The sequence below is a fragment of the Rahnella sp. ATs2 genome, from assembly GCF_051851855.1.
Taxonomy (GTDB): Bacteria; Pseudomonadota; Gammaproteobacteria; order Enterobacterales; family Enterobacteriaceae; genus Rahnella; species Rahnella variigena.
In genome coordinates this window covers 12348-31159 of record NZ_JBLYPL010000029.1, presented here as the reverse complement: position 1 = coordinate 31159, position 18812 = coordinate 12348, and the positions used below count along the sequence as shown (strand labels likewise).

Annotated in this window: 14 protein-coding genes; 7 read left to right on the top strand and 7 right to left on the bottom strand. The window is 54.1% G+C overall.

Annotated features, from left to right (window positions below; genetic code table 11):
- Positions 1-6 precede the first annotated feature (6 nt).
- The 4 genes from hslV to priA form a co-directional block, all read right to left on the bottom strand.
- On the bottom strand, positions 7-537 hold the full coding sequence (gene hslV, locus ACJY2G_RS22985) for an ATP-dependent protease subunit HslV (protein ID WP_015690599.1): 531 nt from the start codon (positions 535-537) through the stop codon (positions 7-9).
- Between the two features lie 115 nt (positions 538-652).
- The gene (ftsN, locus tag ACJY2G_RS22980; protein WP_120163790.1) at positions 653-1606 is read right to left on the bottom strand and encodes a cell division protein FtsN; all 954 of its coding nucleotides are present in this window, start codon (positions 1604-1606) and stop codon (positions 653-655) included.
- 100 nt (positions 1607-1706) lie between these two features.
- Positions 1707-2735, bottom strand: coding sequence for a DNA-binding transcriptional regulator CytR (cytR, locus tag ACJY2G_RS22975; RefSeq protein ID WP_430320868.1), 1029 nt, complete (start codon positions 2733-2735; stop codon positions 1707-1709).
- 203 nt (positions 2736-2938) lie between these two features.
- A complete protein-coding gene (gene priA / locus ACJY2G_RS22970; protein ID WP_120163789.1) occupies positions 2939-5134 on the bottom strand; it encodes a primosomal protein N' in 2196 nt (731 codons plus the stop codon).
- 201 nt (positions 5135-5335) lie between these two features.
- Between priA and rpmE the strand changes: the two genes are divergently transcribed.
- Complete coding sequence (gene rpmE, locus ACJY2G_RS22965; protein WP_112289349.1) at positions 5336-5548, top strand: 50S ribosomal protein L31; 213 nt, start codon at positions 5336-5338, stop codon at positions 5546-5548.
- A 153-nt stretch (positions 5549-5701) separates the two neighbouring features.
- On the opposite strand, the gene metJ is transcribed toward rpmE, so the two are convergent.
- A complete protein-coding gene (metJ, locus tag ACJY2G_RS22960; RefSeq protein WP_004392248.1) occupies positions 5702-6019 on the bottom strand; it encodes a met regulon transcriptional regulator MetJ in 318 nt (105 codons plus the stop codon).
- Positions 6020-6349: 330 nt separating this feature from the next.
- Here metJ and metB point away from each other — a divergent pair, with 330 nt between their 5' ends.
- From metB to metF, 3 genes are all read left to right on the top strand, one after another.
- Complete coding sequence (metB, locus tag ACJY2G_RS22955; protein WP_439292226.1) at positions 6350-7510, top strand: cystathionine gamma-synthase; 1161 nt, start codon at positions 6350-6352, stop codon at positions 7508-7510.
- A gap of 2 nt (positions 7511-7512) precedes the next feature.
- On the top strand, positions 7513-9948 hold the full coding sequence (locus ACJY2G_RS22950) for a bifunctional aspartate kinase/homoserine dehydrogenase II (protein ID WP_120163786.1): 2436 nt from the start codon (positions 7513-7515) through the stop codon (positions 9946-9948).
- Positions 9949-10190: 242 nt separating this feature from the next.
- Positions 10191-11099 carry a methylenetetrahydrofolate reductase gene (metF, locus tag ACJY2G_RS22945; RefSeq protein WP_113877611.1) on the top strand — a complete coding sequence of 303 codons (909 nt, stop codon included), beginning with the start codon at positions 10191-10193 and terminating at the stop codon, positions 11097-11099.
- Positions 11100-11174: 75 nt separating this feature from the next.
- On the opposite strand, the gene ppc is transcribed toward metF, so the two are convergent.
- Positions 11175-13820 carry a phosphoenolpyruvate carboxylase gene (gene ppc / locus ACJY2G_RS22940; protein WP_120163785.1) on the bottom strand — a complete coding sequence of 882 codons (2646 nt, stop codon included), beginning with the start codon at positions 13818-13820 and terminating at the stop codon, positions 11175-11177.
- Positions 13821-14110: 290 nt separating this feature from the next.
- Positions 14111-15262 (bottom strand): acetylornithine deacetylase, encoded by a 1152-nt coding sequence (argE, locus tag ACJY2G_RS22935; RefSeq protein ID WP_112289355.1) that lies wholly within the window; start codon positions 15260-15262, stop codon positions 14111-14113.
- A gap of 138 nt (positions 15263-15400) precedes the next feature.
- On the opposite strand from argE, the gene argC reads away from it, so the two are divergent.
- The 3 genes from argC (at position 15401) to argH (ending at position 18766) form a co-directional block, all read left to right on the top strand.
- On the top strand, positions 15401-16405 hold the full coding sequence (gene argC / locus ACJY2G_RS22930; RefSeq protein WP_047608610.1) for an N-acetyl-gamma-glutamyl-phosphate reductase: 1005 nt from the start codon (positions 15401-15403) through the stop codon (positions 16403-16405).
- 130 nt (positions 16406-16535) lie between these two features.
- Positions 16536-17309, top strand: coding sequence for an acetylglutamate kinase (gene argB / locus ACJY2G_RS22925; RefSeq protein ID WP_112289356.1), 774 nt, complete (start codon positions 16536-16538; stop codon positions 17307-17309).
- An 83-nt stretch (positions 17310-17392) separates the two neighbouring features.
- A complete protein-coding gene (gene argH / locus ACJY2G_RS22920; protein WP_113877610.1) occupies positions 17393-18766 on the top strand; it encodes an argininosuccinate lyase in 1374 nt (457 codons plus the stop codon).
- The last annotated feature ends 46 nt before the right edge of the window (positions 18767-18812 follow it).

The following is an 18812-nucleotide window of genomic DNA, read 5'->3' as shown; positions in this document are numbered from 1 at the left end:
CGATCCTTACGCTTTAGAAGACAATTCTTCGATAGTGTGGAATTGGTTGGTGTAGATGCAGATGTCACCGGCGATGCTCAGCGATTTTTCGACGATGTCGCGTGCTTCAAGCTCTGAGTTTTCCAGCAATGCACGGGCTGCCGCTTGCGCGTACGGGCCACCGGAACCAATCGCGATCAGATCGTTTTCAGGCTGTATAACGTCACCGTTACCGCTGATGATAAGGGATGCGTTTTCATCGGCCACGGCCAGAAGGGCTTCCAGACGACGTAACATACGGTCAGTACGCCAGTCTTTTGCCAGTTCAACGGCGGCTTTCACCAGATGACCCTGGTGCATTTCCAGTTTGCGTTCGAACAGCTCAAACAGCGTGAAGGCATCAGCAGTACCGCCAGCAAAACCGGCGATCACTTTGTCGTTATACAGGCGACGTACTTTTTTGACGTTGCCCTTCATGACGGTATTTCCCAATGTGGCCTGGCCATCACCACCAATAACGACCTTGCCGTTGCGGCGTACACTTACAATTGTTGTCACGAGCGGTTCCTCGTTGCAGACGGAAAAGATCCCCGCAGGTTTGTGAGACACTGAGCGTGTCTCACAAACTTACGGGGCATATTGAAAGTATAGATTGGGGAAGGATTACGGGTTTTCAACCCCCGGTTGCGACGGGAATGCAACCGGAGATGCCAGCGCCTTTGAGGCGCGATAGTGTGCTGTCAGCACCAGAACGGCTGTTGTACGGGCCGATGACGACGCGACTCCAGCCACCGCCGGTGGTGATCCGGCCTTCAAAACCTTCGAATGCCAGCTTGGCGCGCTGGGATTCCGCCTGCTCAGACCCTTTGAACGAACCGCACTGAACCACAAAGTGCTGAGTTTTTTCCTGCGCTTTCGGTTTTTCTGGTGCGACCTGCGTGATTGCCGCCGGTTGTTGCGGTTTCGCCACTTCTTTCGGCACCTCTTTCACCGGTTCTTTGACCTGTGGTTTCGGTTTTGGCTGAACGGCCTGTGTTTGCACCTGAGCCTGCGGCGCACGTACCGGCTGCGTTTGCGGCGTATACGTTGGCTGCACCTGACGCGGCTGAGTTTGTACCGGTTGCTGCTGCGCGTACGTCGGCTGTTGTTGCTGAACCTGGCGCTGTGCTGGCGCTGTACGCGTTTGTGTCGCCTGATTCGGGTCGTTATACGGCACTTCCGACAATTGTGTCGGCGTCTGGCGCATATCGGCCTGCATCTGCTCGAGCAACTGACGTTGTTCCGGTGTCAGCTGCGTCTTGGATTCCACCTGGCCACCGGCCGTCGGCTCGGTTGGCGTGGTCACGCCCATCTGGCGGTTTTCCAGCTCTTTGATGTAGCGCCAGCGTTCTTCTGGCTTAGGTGGCAATCCATTACCCGGACGGACAGGATGCGTCGGCAATACCACCGCTTCTTCATGTTTATTGTGCGCAATAAAATAGAGGCCACCGACAAACACCACCAGCACCGCAACGGCTAACACCACCATGGTTTTGGAGATCGTTGGGGAACTGCGTTTTTTACTCCGGCTGGTACTTTTCCGCCGCGCTCCTGAGCGCCCACGGCTTACATAGTCTCTTTGTGCCACTATCGTTTCGCTGTGTCGTGATGAATGAAGAAGTGCGTCATGTTACTCAACCCTGAACATTTACTGAAATTAAAATCACTGAACAGCCATCAAAACTGACTCATGCTTTGGGCGCGGCGGTGCTTTCACGCACAACCAGTTCGCTGTCGAGCAGCAATGAACCGCTTTGTACCTGATTTCCCTGTAACTGCTCAAGTAATAATAACATGGCCTGACGACCAAGCTGGAATCTTGGCTGCGCGACGGTGGTCAGCGGAGGATCGGTATACTGGCTGGCCTTGATGTCATCGAAGCCGACAACCGAGAGATCCTCCGGGACGCGCAGACCCATTTTTTTCGCCTGGAACATCGCGCCAATCGCCATAATATCGTTATGACAAAAAATCGCCGTTGGCGGCTCCGGCAGCGACATCAGTTCGGTAACGGCCAGTGCGCCGGATTCATAACTAAAGTCACCGTCTACCGTCAGCTGTTTTTCGACGCTTAGCCCGTTACGGCGCAGTGCCTGCACATAGCCTTGTGAACGGTACTGGCACAGCGGCATATGTTTCGGCCCGGCGATGCAGGCAATGCGCTGATGTCCCAGTTTGAGAAGATAATGTACGGCTTCAAACGCGGCGGTCAGGTTGTCGATGTGTACCGTTGGCAGTTCCAGTTCCGGCGCAAATTCGTTAGCCATCACCATCGGTGGCAGATTGCGCTGTTCTTCCTTGCTGGCGTCGAAAGGTAAATCGGAGCCGAGCAGCAACATGCCGTCAATTTGCTTGGTAATGATCAGATTGATAAAGGTTTTTTCTTGCTGATTCTGTTGGGCGCAATCGCCGATGAGCACCAGATAACCGCTTTCAGCCGCTGTGCGTTCGATCCCCTGGATCAGGTCTGAAAAAAACGGATCGCAGATGTCCGGGACGATCACCAAAATCGTACGCGATTCGTTCCGTTTCAGGTTGCGGGACAGGGCGTGAGGAGAATAACCCACGGCCATGACGGCCTGATCAACCTTCTGACGGGTAGAGGCGGAGACTTTCTCCGGATTCATTAACGCGCGGGATACCGTTGCTGTTGAAACGCCTGCTTGTTCAGCCACATCTTTCATTGTCGCGGCGGGTAATTCTTTCTTGTGCTCCAACGTCTCTCTCCTTGCAACAGCATCAAACTGACACAACAACATCAACATTCCTCACCTGGCTACCGATGATGTGTAGCACATCACATTCTAAACAGAATGTGAGTAGGATTTGTTACCTAATTTGCATTAAAAGTGTGATGCAGATGCTTTTTTCGATCCATCACGCAGAAATCCTGACTAATTATGCGGATTTCCTTAAGGGATCAGCTGTCAATCGGGTCCACATCCAGCGTCCATTTCACTTTTTTAGCCTGCGGCAGGCTGGCAATCAACGGCTGAGAACTTTTGATCAGATGCTGTAAAACGCGCCGTGAAGGATGCTGTAGCAGCAACTGCCAGCGGAAGCGTCCGCTGCGTTTAGGCTGCAAGGCGGGAACCGGCCCTAAAATCCACAGCGAATCATCTTTCAGCGGGCTGGATTCGAGCAAATTGCGTAACTGCTGGAGAAACAGCGCGGACTGCTGATTATCGTGATCTTCAGAGCGGATCAGAATATGGCTGGTAAAAGGAGGAAGAAACACGCTTTTGCGCTCCGCCAGCGTTTGTCTGGCGAACTCGTCATAGCCTTGCTGTAACAGAACCTGCAATAACGGATGTTCCGGATGGTGCGTCTGCAACACGACTTCACCCTGTTTCCCTGCACGACCGGCACGACCGGAAACCTGAGTATAAAGCTGGGCAAAGCGCTCGGCAGAACGAAAGTCCGCCGAGAACAGCGCGCCGTCGACGTCTAATAATGACACCAGTGTGACGTCCGGGAAGTGATGCCCTTTCGCCAGCATCTGCGTGCCGATAAGAATGCGTGCGCCGCCGCGATGGACTTCATTCAGATGTTGTTCCAGCGAGCCTTTACGGCTGGTGGTATCGCGGTCAATTCGCGTGATGGGCGTATCCGGGAACAACGGCGCGAGTTCGTTTTCCAGCTGTTCGGTACCAACACCGACGGAAACCAGTTGTGTCGATCCGCAGTGCGGACACTGATGCGGCACAGCGCGCTGGCTGTCGCAATGGTGGCAGCGCAGCTGGCGCTGATTCTGATGCAGGGTGTAATAGTGGTCACAGCGCTGACATTCGGCAATCCAGCCGCATTCGTGGCAAAGCAGTGCAGGTGCATAACCCCGGCGATTCAGGAACAACATCACCTGATTATCGGCTTTCAGATGTTCCTGCATTTTTTGGATCAGCGGCTGCGACAGCCCGACTTTCAGCTGCAACCCTTTTAAATCCAGCAAATTCTGCCGGGCAAGTTTGGCATTCCCGGCGCGCTTGGTCAGTTTGAGCTGGCGATATTTCCCCAGTTCCACGTTGTGCAGGGTTTCCAGCGCAGGGGTCGCAGAGCCCATAATAATCGGGATATTTTCCGCATGAGCGCGGTATACCGCCAGGTCACGGGCGTGATAACGCCAGCCTTCCTGCTGCTTATAAGAACTGTCGTGTTCTTCATCGATAATAATGACGCCCAGACGTGCGAATGGCGTAAAGAGCGAAGAGCGCGTACCAATCACAATGCCTGCTTCGCCATTACGCGCCCGCAGCCAGACGGCGAGACGCTCACTGTCGTTCAGGCCGGAATGCAGCACATCCACCGGCGCGCTGAAACGTTCGCGAAAACGCGCGATGGTTTGCGGCGTCAGGCCAATTTCCGGCACCATCACCAGCGCCTGACGACCCTGCGCCAGAATGTTTTCCAGTACGCTCAGATACACTTCGGTTTTACCTGAACCGGTCACACCGGCCAGCAGCCAGGCGGAAAACTGCTGATCTTCACTGCGGATCGCGCCAACGGCGGTGGCCTGTTCAGTATTGAGCCGTAAACGCTCGCCGACCACCGAGAAATCTTTGCGCCAGTCGAGCGTGGCGGGCGCGATGCTGCGTAAATCCGTCAGACCTTTGGCGCGTAACGCCTGCAACGCCGTATCCGTGAGATCAAGATCGGCGACCTGATGGCGATACAGCGGCTTTTGCATCAGCGCAGCCATGGCCTGCTGCTGTTTTGGCGCACGTTTGAGGCTGTCGAGCGGCGTAGCGCGCCCCTGTTCGGTGGCGAACCATTGCCATAGCGGCGTCAGTTCGGCGGGTTTCCCCTGGCGCAGTAATACCGGCAGCGCGTGGAAAAGCACTTCACCAATCGGATAATGATAATAGTCGGCTGCCCAGAACAGAATGCGCCACAAATCAGGGGTAAACAGACTGGAACTGTCGAGCACTTCGCGTACCGGTTTCAGCTTATCCAGGCCAAAATCACTGGATTCACTGACGTTGACGACAATGCCGATAGCGTCGCGTTTACCGAAAGGCACACTGACCCGGCAACCCTTTGAAACCGCCATGTCAGGTGGCAACAGATAGTCGAAAGTACGGGCAAGCGGGACAGGTAAAGCAACGTGGGCAACAGGCATTGTGGATCCAGACTATAAAAAAATGACGAGATAGTGTACACTGTGTCCTTCGAAATGCATGAACATCATTGCGCGGTTCTCAGAGATTCTGTATGATTCGCCGCCTTTGGTGCATTTCGTACTCAAAGCCTATCATCCACTACGCGTGGTGTCTGACAGAACAGGGTTGGATAGCGACGCGGCCTTAAGAAGAGGTTTTCCATGAAAAAAGGTATTCACCCTAAATACGTAGAAGTTACTGCAAACTGCTCATGCGGTAACGTTATCAAAACTCACTCAACTGTGGGTCACGATCTGAACCTGGACGTTTGTGGCGAATGTCACCCGTTCTACACTGGTAAGCAACGTGAAGTGGCTACCGGTGGCCGCGTTGACCGCTTCAACAAGCGTTTCAGCGTTCCAAGCAGCAAATAAGCTACGCTTGAGAGCAAAAAAAGGCGCCATAGGCGCCTTTTTTGTTGCCTGTCGTTTCACTTCCCGCCAGACAAACCTTCTTTTCTCACAAAGACACTGAAAAAACGCGCGACGGGTCGCACGGTCTTTCAGCATATCTCTGTGCAGCTGCGATCAGTATTCCCAGGTATCAGGATCCACACCCAGTTCACGCATCAGGATCTTCGCCGCTTCCGGGATTTCGTCACTGCGTTCTTTACGCAGGTCTTCGTCATTCGGCAAAGGCTGACCGGTGAAGGCATGAAGGAAAGCTTCACACAATAATTCACTGTTGGTCGCATGACGCAGGTTGTTCACCTGGCGACGGGTACGCTCATCAGTCAGAATTTTGAGGACTTTCAGCGGAATGGATACCGTAATTTTCTTAACTTGTTCGCTTTTCTTACCGTGTTCAGCGTAAGGGCTGACATATTCGCCGTTCCACTCAGCCATGGGACACCTTAAATTTATCAAAAAATAAAATTCTGAAAACCGCGTGATTATGCCCGATTTTCACTGTTCTCACTAAATAAATGTCGGAATTTGACAGGGATATCTCACGATTTCTCCCGCGGCATTATTCGTTTTGTCACCTTGCGCTCAATAACCTCAGCGCGACAGATCTGCCTGACATCTTCATTAACGCCATAATTTTAGCGGGTATTGCTCTGTTGCTCAATCTATACGCAAAGAAGTTTAGATGTCCAGATGTATTGACGTCTATAACTCCGGGCGTTACTCTTGACACCCTCATCCTCCGCATTTCGTCAGGAAGAAATGATTATGACGCACAAGCAAGCCACCATTGCCGTAGGCAGTGGCCTGAACAATGATCAGCAATATGGTTGTGTTGTTCCGCCAATCTACCTTTCCAGTACCTACAACTTTGAAGATTTCAATCAGCCAAGAGCCCATGACTATTCGCGTCGCGGTAATCCGTCACGTGATGTTGTCCAGAAAGCGCTGGCGGATCTGGAAGGCGGTGCCGGCGCGGTACTGACCAGCAGCGGTATGTCTGCTATTCATCTGGTGTGTACAGTCTTTCTGAAACCTGGCGATTTACTGCTGGCACCGCACGATTGCTACGGCGGCAGCTATCGTCTGTTCGACAGCCTGAGCAAACGCGGCGCGTATCGCGTGCTGTTTGTCGATCAGGGCGACCCGCAGGCGCTGGCCGAAACACTGAAAGAACAACCGAAGCTGGTGCTGATAGAAACCCCGAGCAACCCGTTGCTGCGCGTGGTGGATATTCAGGCGATTTGTGACGCATCCCGCGCCGCCGGTGCGCTGACCGTGGTGGATAACACCTTCCTCAGCCCGGCGTTGCAAAATCCGCTACAACTTGGCGCGGATTTAGTCGTTCATTCGTGTACGAAATATCTTAACGGGCATTCTGATGTGGTCGCCGGTACGGTAATATCTAAGACCGCAGAACACGCGACAGAACTGGCGTGGTGGGCGAACAACATTGGTGTGACCGCTGCAGCTTTTGACAGCTATCTGTTATTGCGTGGTCTGCGCACGCTGACGGTTCGCGTGAAACAGCAGCAGGAAAATGCACTGGCAATTGTTGCTTATTTACAGAAACAATCGCAGGTCAAAAAGCTGTATCATCCGTCGCTGCCGGAAAACCAGGGGCACGACATTGCCCGCCGTCAGCAACGTGGCTTCGGTGCCATGATCAGTTTTGAATTTAACGGAGATGAAGCTCAGCTGCGTCATTTCCTGAAAGAATTGAAGTTATTTACCCTCGCAGAATCACTGGGGGGCGTCGAAAGCCTGATTTCTCATACCGCGACCATGACGCACGCTGGCATGGCGCCGGAAGCGCGTAAAGCCGCCGGGATTTCTGACAGCTTGCTCCGTATTTCTGTAGGTCTTGAAGACAGCGAAGATTTGATTGCTGATCTGGAACATGCATTCCAGTCAGTGGCAACGAGGTAAGTATGAATGCAATAGCGGTTGCAGCGCCGGCGGGAAGCCGTCAGTTGCACAAATTTGGTGGTAGCAGTCTGGCCGACGTGAAATGTTATCTGCGCGTCGCCGGGATCATGGCCGAGTATGCCAAACCGGGCGACATGATGGTGGTGTCGGCGGCGGGCAGTACAACCAACCAGCTGATCAGCTGGCTGAAACTCAGCCAGACAGACAGAATTGCCGCGCATCAGGTTCAGCAGGCTTTGCGCCGTTATCAGAGTGATTTGATAACCGGCCTGTTGCCGCCGGAAATGGCCGAACCGCTTATTGCTTCGTTTATTCATGATCTCGAACGTCTGGCTGTTTTGCTTGATGGCAAAATGACCGATGCGATTTACGCCGAAGTCGTCGGGCACGGTGAAGTCTGGTCTGCGCGCCTGATGTCTGCGGTGCTGTGCAAACTGGAATTACCGGCCGCCTGGCTGGATGCCCGTGAATTCCTGCGTGCCGAACGTGCCGCTCAACCTCAGGTCGATGAAGGCCGTTCGTATCCGCTGCTGCAACAACTGCTGGCGCAACATCCTCAGCAATATCTGGTCGTCACCGGCTTTATCGCCCGCAGCGATGCGGGTGAAACCGTACTGTTGGGACGTAACGGCAGTGACTATTCCGCCACCCAGATTGGCGCACTGGCTGATGCCAGCCGCGTGACCATCTGGAGTGACGTGGCCGGTGTTTACAGCGCTGACCCGCGTAAAGTGAAAGATGCCTGCCTGCTGCCGTTGCTGCGTCTCGATGAAGCCAGTGAACTGGCGCGTCTGGCGGCTCCGGTGCTGCACACCCGTACGCTTCAGCCGGTTTCCGGCAGCGATATCGATTTACAGCTGCGTTGCAGCTATCAGCCGGAGCAGGGCTCAACGCGTATTGAACGTGTGCTGGCTTCCGGGACCGGTGCAAAAATTGTCACGAGTCACGATGATATTTGTCTGATCGAAATGGTCATTCCATCCGGCCACGATTTTGGCCTGGCGCAAAAAGATGTCGAGCTGCTGCTCAAACGCGCGCAGATCAAACCGCTGTGTACCGGCATTCACCCGGACCGTAATTTGCTGCAACTGTGCTACACCTCCGAAGTGGCGGGAAGCGCCTTGCAAGTTATTGAAGAAGCGGCACTTCCGGCGCGTCTGACGCTGCGTGAAGGGCTGGCGCTGGTAGCGCTGGTCGGTGCGGGCGTGTGCAAGAATCCGCTTCACAGCCACCGTTTCTATCAGGAAATGAAAGATCAGCCGGTAGAGTTTATCTGGCAGGCGGAAGACGGTATCAGTCTGGTCGCCGTGCTGCGTATCGGCCCGACCGCGCACCTGATTCAGGGGCTGCACAAAACGCTGTTCCGTGCTGAAAAGCAAATCGGTCTGATGCTGTTTGGTAAAGGCAATATCGGTTCACGCTGGCTGGAACTTTTTGCCCGCGAGCAAAAGAACATTTCTGCCCGCAGCGGTTTTGAGTTTGTGCTGGCCGGTGTGGTCGACAGCAAGCGCAGTTTGCTCAATTACGAGGGACTGGATGCCAGCCGTGCGCTGGCCTTCTTTGATGATGAATCGCAGGCGCACGACGAAGAATCACTGTTCCTGTGGATGCGTGCGCATCCCTATGACGATTTAGTGGTGCTGGACGTCACCGCCAGCGCCGAACTGGCCGATCAGTATCTGGATTTCGCCAGCTATGGTTTCCACGTCATCAGCGCCAACAAACTGGCGGGCGCGTCGGATACCCATAAATACCGTCAGATCCGCGACGCGTTTTCCAAAACCGACAGCCACTGGCTATATAACGCCACGGTCGGTGCCGGTTTACCGGTTAACCATACGGTGCGTGATTTACGCGAAAGCGGCGACAGTATTCTGGCCATCAGCGGGATTTTCTCCGGCACATTGTCCTGGCTGTTCCTGCAATTTGACGGCACGCTGCCGTTCACCGAACTGGTGGATTTGGCGTGGCAGCAGGGGCTGACCGAGCCGGATCCGCGTGATGATTTATCCGGTCAGGATGTGATGCGTAAGCTGGTGATCCTGGCGCGTGAAGCCGGTTATGACATCGAGCCGACGCAGGTTCGTGTGGAATCACTGGTGCCGGAAAGCTGTGCGCACGGTTCTGTCGATCAGTTCTTTGAAGACGGCGAGGCGCTGAACCAGCAAATGCTACAGCGTCTGGAAGCTGCCCGCGAAATGGGTCTGGTGCTGCGCTACGTAGCGCGTTTCGATGCGAACGGCAAAGCACGCGTTGGAGTTGAAGCTGTGCGTGAAGATCATCCTCTGGCTTCCCTGTTGCCATGCGATAACGTGTTTGCCATCGAAAGTCGCTGGTATCGCGATAACCCGCTGGTGATCCGCGGGCCGGGGGCAGGACGTGATGTCACCGCCGGTGCATTGCAGTCTGACCTTAACCGCCTGACGCAACTTCTGTAATTTATCTCAGCCCTTCCGGTACTTACCGTAAGGGCTGTTCTTCACTTTTCCGCACCTTCCCCGAAGCAAAACCTTCCCAAAGTGAAATTCTTTCAGATTGCGTGAAGATTAATCATCCCTTGCCCTCATTTTAACGTTGACACTTTGTCCGCTTTCCGTCATTTTCTATCTATACGTTTAGACGTCCAAACGTCCATCATAACGAATCATAATAAAACGCAGTGATCCATGAGGTAGTGTTTATGAGCTTTTTCCACGCAAACCAGCGCGAAGCGCTGAACCAGAATCTGGCCGAGTTACAAGGTCAGATTAACGTTTCTTTCGAATTTTTCCCGCCGCGTACCAGCGAAATGGAAGACACGTTGTGGAGCTCTATTGACCGTCTCAGCAGCCTCAAGCCCAAGTTTGTCTCTGTGACTTACGGCGCGAACTCAGGCGAGCGCGACCGTACGCACAGCATCATCAAAGGCATTAAAGAACGTACCGGTCTGGAAGCGGCTCCGCATCTGACCTGTATCGATGCCAGCCGGGATGAGTTGCGCCAGATTGCAGAGGATTACTGGAACAGCGGCATTCGTCACATTGTGGCCCTGCGCGGTGATTTACCGGCAGGCGGCGGCAAACCGGAAATGTATGCCACCGATCTGGTGCAGTTGCTGAAAGAAGTGGGCGACTTCGATATTTCGGTCGCGGCTTATCCGGAAGTGCATCCTGAAGCCAAAAGCGCGCAGTCTGACCTGATTAACCTGAAGCGTAAAATTGATGCCGGTGCCAACCGCGCCATCACGCAGTTCTTCTTCGATGTGGAAAGCTACCTGCGTTTTCGTGACCGCTGCGCCGGTCAGGGCATTGATGTGGAAATCGTGCCGGGCATTCTGCCGGTCTCCAACTTCAAACAGCTGACACGTTTTGCCACTATGACGAACGTGCGTGTGCCGAAATGGATGAACAGCCAGTTTGAAGGGCTGGATGATGATGCGGAAACCCGCAAAATGGTCGGTGCCAATATCGCGATGGACATGGTGAAAATCCTCAGCCGCGAAGGCGTGAAGGACTTCCACTTCTACACCCTGAATCGTGCAGAAATGAGTTATGCGATTTGCCACACGCTGGGTGTGCGTCCTGAAATTGCCGTGCCGGTTCGCGCGTAATCTTTTCTGCTTAAATCCTGAAAACAAAAAACCCGCGAATTCGCGGGTTTTTCTTTGGCTGCTTTTCTACGGAAACTAGCCGGTATTGCGCATACCTGCTGCCACGCCGGCGATCGTGACCATCAGCGCCTGCTCTACGTTGGCATCTTGCTTACCGTCTTTTTCCAGCTCGCGGGAACGGTGCAGCAATTCAGCCTGCAACACGTTAAGCGGGTCGGTATAGACATTACGCAGTGCGATGGATTCTGCAATCCACGGCAAATCTTCCATCAGGTGATCGTCGTTAGAAATCGCCAGAATCACTTTGATGTCGCTCGCCAGCTGATCGCGCAGCTGCTGGCCGAGCGGCCACAGCTCTTCACCCACCAGACGGTGATCGTAGTATTCCGCCAGCCAAAGGTCCGCTTTCGCAAACACCATTTCCAGCATGCCGATACGGGTGGAGAAGAATGGCCAGTCACGGCACATGGTTTCCAGTTCGTCGCGTTTACCGCCATCCACCACAGACTGCAAACCGGCACCTGCGCCCAGCCAGGCTGGCAGCATCAGACGGTTTTGCGTCCAGGCGAAAATCCACGGAATAGCACGCAGGCTTTCAACGCCGCCGCTGGCTTTACGTTTCGCCGGGCGTGAACCCAGTGGCAGTTTTGCCAGTTCCTGTTCAGGCGTTGCGGCGCGGAAGTAAGGCACGAAGTCTTTGTTCTCACGCACGTACCCGCGGTACATCTTGCAGGACACATCAGACAGCTGTTCCATGATATCCACCCAGGCTTGTTTCGGCTCTGGCGGCGGCAACAGGTTGGCTTCCAGAATCGCAGAAGTGTAAAGCGCCAGACTGCTGATGGTGACTTCCGGCAAACCGAATTTGAAGCGGATCATCTCGCCCTGTTCGGTAACGCGCAGGCCACCTTTCAGGCTGCCCGGAGGCTGAGACAACAACGCTGCCTGAGCCGGTGCGCCGCCGCGGCCGATAGAACCGCCGCGTCCGTGGAACAGTGTCAGGGCAATACCCGCTTTCTCGCAGGTTTTGATCAGGGCATCCTGCGCGCGGTATTGCGCCCACGATGCCGCCATCACGCCCGCGTCTTTCGCGGAGTCGGAATAGCCAATCATCACCATCTGTTTGCCCTGAATAAAACCGCGATACCAGTCGATGCTCAGCAATTGCTTCATGACATCGTCGGCATTGTTCAGGTCGTCCAGCGTTTCGAACAGCGGCGCGACAGGCATCGGGAACGGGCAACCGGCTTCTTTAAGCAGCAGATGCACGGCCAGCACGTCAGACGGCGTACGCGCCATCGAAATCACGTATGCCGCAATTGAGCCTTCCGGCGCTTCGGCGATAACCTGACAGGTATCGAGCACTTCTTTGGTGTCAGCGCTCGGTTCCCAGTGACGCGGCACCAGCGGACGCTGTGAGTTCAGTTCGCGGATCAGGAAAGCCTGTTTGTCGGATTCTGACCAGCTTTCGTAATCGCCCAGACCGAGATAACGGGTGATTTCAGCAATCGCGTCGGTATGACGGGTGCTTTCCTGACGCACGTCGATACGCACCAGCGGCACGCCGAAGCAGCGCACACGACGCAGGGTATCCAGCAACTGACCGTTGGCGATAATGCCCATATTGCAGGCTTGCAGCGACTGGTAACAGGCGTAAAGCGGTGCCCACAGCTGGTCATTTTTCACCAGCAAATCGTGAGGACGCGCAACGCGCTCGCCTTTCAGACGGGCTTCCAGATACACCTGGGTATTGGTCAGCTGCGAACGCAGCTGTTTCATGATTTCGCGGTAAGGTTCGAGGATGTCCGCACCGCCGGCCAGCTCGCGCAGCTCCGGCGTACATTCGGTCATCGACAGCTCTGATACCAGCACTGCGATATCGCGCAGGAACAGGTCAGTGGCTTTCCAGCGGCTCAGCAACAGCACGTGACGGGTGATATCGGCGGTCACGTTCGGGTTACCGTCGCGGTCGCCACCCATCCAGGAGGTGAAGCGCACCGGCACGGCTTCCACTGGCATTTTATAATCCAGTGAGGTTTCCAGCTGTTCGTTCAGTTCACGCAGGAAAGCAGGCACGCCTTCCCACAGGCTGTTCTCAACAACGGCAAAGCCCCATTTGGCTTCATCCACCGGAGAAGGGCGGTTTTTGCGGATTTCATCGGTATGCCATGACTGCGCGATCAGCTGACGCAGACGGCGCATGATTTGTTTGCGCTCGTAATCGGCCAGATCGTTATGGTCGAGTTGTTTGAGGCAGTTATTCACTTCCACCAGTTTGTGGATCAGCGTACGGCGGGCAATTTCTGTCGGGTGCGCGGTAAGCACCAGTTCGATAGAAAGCTGGTCAACGGCATCACGTAATTGCTGTTCAGAGAGATTTTTGGATTTCAGACGATCGAACAATTGCGCCAGCGCTTCAGGATTGCTGGCCGCTTCGCCGTGCGGCGAAATGCTGTGATATTGTTCCGCCACGTTGGCTAAATTCAGGAACTGGCTAAAAGCACGGGCAACAGGCAGCAACTCATCATTGGAGAGATTTTGCAGCGTTGACAGTAATTCCTGTCGATCCGCGTCGTTTCCGGCACGGGAGGATTTCGACAGCTTACGGATTTTCTCAACACGATCCAGGATATGCTCTCCCAACGTATCTTTGATCGTGTCGCCTAGCAATTTACCTAAGGTACTGACATTACTTCGCATTGCGGAATATTGTTCGTTCATATTACCTCTGACCCGTTCTCTCGTTTAATTTTTATATTCTGTAAATAACTTTCACCCGTCAGGCATTCTTGCCCCGTTCACCCTGCCAACCTGGCCACACTTTTTAAAAGCCACCCCTGTTTTAACCCAAAAACCCCCGATCACTCACGTGAAAAATGGTCTTTTTGGCGATGTCGCTGAAATTTAATTACAACAGCGACGATATCAGTTTGGCTAATCAACGTTTTGTACAGTATCAAAGGGCGCCTGTGAGCGCCCTGATTGTTTCTTCATCAATCCGTCATTCAGTATCAGTGATAACAGAAATGATGAACAACCTGAGAAATCAGCTCGCGAGTCGGTTTAATGAACGCAGTATCAATATATTCATCTGGCTGGTGCGCCTGATCGATAGAACCCGGTCCGAGAACCAGCGTCGGGCACAGTTCCTGAATAAACGGCGCTTCGGTGCAGTAGTTAACGATTTCCGTTTCCACACCCAGCAGTTTCTCGACCACCTGCACCAGCGGATGATCCGGCGGGCACTCATAGCCCGGGATCGGCGGATGCAGTTCTTCAATCATGATACGTCCCGGCCAGCGTTCGCTCACCGGTGCCAGAGCCTCGTTCAGCAGACCATCAATGTCGGTCAGCGTCAGACCCGGCAGCGGGCGGATATCCATATGCATTTCGCAGCAGGCACAAATACGGTTTGGCGCATCGCCGCCGTTAATGTAGCCAAAGTTCATGGTCGGGTACGGAATGACGAAACCACTGTGGTTGTAACGGCTTTTCAGCGTATTGCGCAGCGTCATTAAATGGGTAATCGATTCGTGCATCAGTTCAATGGCATTCACGCCACGTGAAGGGTCACTGGAATGACCGGACTGGCCGGTGATGCGGATCGCATTCGACAAGTGACCTTTATGCGCACGAACAGGCTTCAGGGACGTCGGTTCGCCGATGATCGCGCAGTCAGGGCGAATTTTGGCGTTTTTGGAGAAATAGCTGGCACCGGCCATGGTGGTTTCTTCATCGGCGGTCGCCAAAATATACAGCGGTTTAGTCAGTTTGGTCAGGTCAACATCACGCAGTGAATCGAGGATAAAGGCGAAGAAACCTTTCATGTCGGCGGTACCCAAACCATAGAGCTTATTTTCATGCTCGGTGAGGGTGAAAGGATCGCGTGTCCAGCGGCCGTCATCAAACGGAACGGTGTCGGTGTGACCGGCCAGCAGTAAGCCGCCTGCGCCTTCGCCGGTGCTGGCTAACATATTGAATTTATGGCGCGTTCCTGGAACGGGTTGCACTTCGACTTTGAAGCCTAAATCACCGAACCAGCCTGCCAGTAAATTGATTAACGTCTCATTGCTCTGGTCCAGCGCCGCATCGGTTGCGCTGATGGAAGGGGTTGCGATTAACGCCCGGTAGAGCTCAATAAAAGGAGGTAATTTCATCTTCACTGTTGACAGCCTTTAGTTAGGGTAGTATTCATATTCATGCAATAATTGTGAATAAAAATACAATAAGCCAGCGCGTAAGGAAACCGGAAAAAAATTCATCCGGCCCCTACCCAAAAATTGAGAAGGTGAATAAGCCCTATGTTGAATACGCTGATTGTTGGTGCCACAGGTTATGCCGGAGCCGAACTCGCTGCTTACCTGAATCGCCACCCACATATGAACATAACCGGTTTAACGGTTTCAGCGCAAAGTGCAGATGCAGGAAAATTGCTTTCTGATTTGCATCCTCAATTAAAAGGCATCGTCGATTTGCCTGTTTTGCCACTCACTGACGTGGCGGAAGCAGCGAAAGGTGTCGATGTGGTATTTCTGGCGACCGCGCACGAAGTCAGCCATGACCTCGCGCCGCAGTTTCTGGCGGCGGGCTGTGTGGTGTTTGATCTCTCCGGTGCCTTCCGCGTCAGCAAACCTGAGTTTTACACCGAATTCTACGGCTTCGAGCATCAGCATCTCGATTTGCTCGACAAAGCCGTGTACGGCCTGGCCGAGTGGCAGGCTGACAAATTAAAAGACGCGCAGCTGATTGCCGTGCCGGGTTGCTACCCGACTGCTTCACAGCTGGCGCTGAAACCGCTTATCGAAAATGGTCTGCTCAATGACAGCCAGTGGCCGGTCATCAACGCTACCAGCGGTGTCAGCGGTGCAGGGCGTAAAGCCACGCTCGGCAACAGCTTCTGCGAAGTCAGCCTTCAGCCGTACAAACTCTTCAGTCACCGTCATCAGCCGGAAATCGCTGAACACCTTGGCGTGCCGGTGATTTTTACTCCGCATCTGGGCAACTTCCCGCGCGGTATTCTGGCGACCATCACCTGCCGTCTGAATGCGGGTGTGACGGAGCAGGATGTGGCGGAAGCTTTCCATAATGCTTATCACGATAAACCGCTGGTGCGTTTGTACACCAAAGGTGTTCCGGCACTGAAAGACGTGGTCGGGCTGCCGTTCTGCGACATTGGTTTTGCGGTGAAAGGCGAACATCTGATTGTGGTAGCGACGGAAGATAATGTGCTGAAAGGCGCGTCTGCACAGGCGGTTCAGTGCATGAATATCCGTTTCGGCTTCCCTGAAACGCAATCGCTGCTTTAACAATCTCTCTGATTTTCAGCAGACAAAAACAACCGTCCCTGAGCGTTTATTCAGACGCGCAGGGATGCTAGATTAAATGAAACCTATTGTTATTAATTAACATTCTCAACCGGTCGGGGCGCGAACAGCTATGAATCCGTTAGTCATCAAATTAGGTGGTGTGTTGCTGGACAATGAAGAAGCGCTTGAGCGCCTGTTCATGGCGGTAGTGGCTTATCGTCAGGAATATCACCGCCCGCTGGTCATTGTTCACGGTGGCGGCTGCCTGGTTGATGAGCTGATGAAAAAGCTGAATCTGCCTGTGGTGAAAAAGGCCGGTCTGCGTGTTACTCCGGCTGATCAGATTGATATCATCACCGGTGCGCTCGCGGGCAGTGCTAATAAAACCCTGCTGGCGTGGGCGGTCAAAAACCACATCAATGCGGTTGGCCTGTCTCTGGCGGATGGCGGCACGGTCAGCGTGACGCAGCTGGATGAATCACTGGGCTTTGTCGGCAAAGCCGAAGCGGGTAATCCGGCGCTGATCAACACGCTGACCGGCGCAGGTTATCTGCCGATTGTCAGCTCTATCGGCATCACTGCTGCTGGCGAACTGATGAATGTTAATGCGGATCAGGCAGCGACGGCGCTGGCGGCTACACTGGGCGCAGATCTGATCCTGTTGTCGGATGTCAGCGGTATTCTCGATGGCAAAGGCCAGCGCATTCCGGAAATGAGTGCAGAGAAAGCTGAACAGCTTATCGATCAGGGCATCATCACTGACGGTATGATCGTCAAAGTTAACGCCGCGCTGGACGCTGCGCGTTCTCTCGGACGTCCGGTGGATATCGCCAGCTGGCGTCACGCCGAACAATTACCAGCACTCTTTAACGGTGTCGCCATCGGCACACGCATACTGGCGTAACGCACCGGCGGCGCATTCGGTATACCCTTTTCAAGGGCGCAGCATAGTGCGCCCTTTTGCATAATAAATTCAGGAGCAGGAAAATGGCACTTTGGGGCGGACGTTTTACTCAGGCAGCAGATCAGCGGTTTAAAGAACTCAATGACTCACTGCGTTTCGATTACCGGCTGGCAGAGCAGGACATCGTAGGTTCCGTGGCCTGGTCCAAAGCGCTGGTGACTGTGAACGTATTAACAGCCGATGAGCAAATCCAGCTGGAAGAAGCCCTGACCGTATTGCTGGAAGAAGTCCGTGCCAATCCCCGCGCTATTTTAGCCAGCGACGCTGAAGACATTCACAGCTGGGTCGAAGGCAAGCTTATCGACAAAGTGGGCAACCTCGGTAAAAAACTGCATACCGGCCGCAGCCGTAACGATCAGGTCGCGACCGACATCAAACTGTGGTGCAAAGCGCAAGTGGTTGAACTGGGCGAGGCATTACATCACTTGCAGCAGGCGCTGGTCGCGACGGCCGAAGCCAATCAGGATGCCGTGATGCCGGGTTACACCCACCTGCAACGCGCTCAGCCGGTGACCTTTGCGCACTGGTGCATGGCGTATGTCGAAATGCTGGCGCGTGATGAAAGCCGCCTGAAAGATACCCTGACTCGTCTGGACGTCAGCCCGCTGGGTTGTGGCGCTCTGGCCGGTACTGCCTATCCGATGGACCGCGAACAGCTGGCAGGCTGGTTAGGTTTTGCTTCAGCGACCCGTAACAGCCTCGACAGCGTGTCTGACCGCGACCACGTGCTTGAACTGCTGTCTAACGCGGCTATCAGCATGGTTCACCTTTCCCGTTTTGCCGAAGACCTGATCTTCTTCAATACCGGTGAAGCGGCGTTTATCGATTTATCCGACCGCGTGACTTCCGGTTCTTCCCTGATGCCGCAGAAGAAAAACCCGGACGCGCTGGAGCTGATCCGTGGCAAATGTGGTCGTGTGCAGGGCGCACTGACCGGCATGATGATGACCATGAAAGGCCTGCCGCTGGCGTATAACAAAGACATGCAGGAAGACAAAGAAGGGTTGTTCGACGCGCTCGACACCTGGATGGATTGCCTGAACATGGCTTCTCTGGTGCTGGATGGTATTCAGGTGAAACGCCCGCGTGCGAAAGAGGCCGCGCAGCAAGGTTACGCCAACTCTACCGAGCTGGCCGATTATCTGGTTGCCAAAGGCGTGCCGTTCCGTGAAGCGCACCATATTGTCGGTGAAGCGGTTGTCGAAGCCATTAATCAAGGCAAAGCGCTGGAAGAATTGCCGCTGGCGGATTTGCAGAAATTCAGCTCTGTGATTGGCGATGACGTTTACGCCATTCTCGAGCTGCAATCCTGTCTCGACAAACGTGCCGCCAAAGGGGGTGTTTCTCCGCAGCAGGTTGCCCAGGCGATTGCCGATGCGAAAGCGCGTTTAGCGTAAAATAAAAAAAGGCGGATCAGAGATCCGCCAACGTTCACGTAGTCTT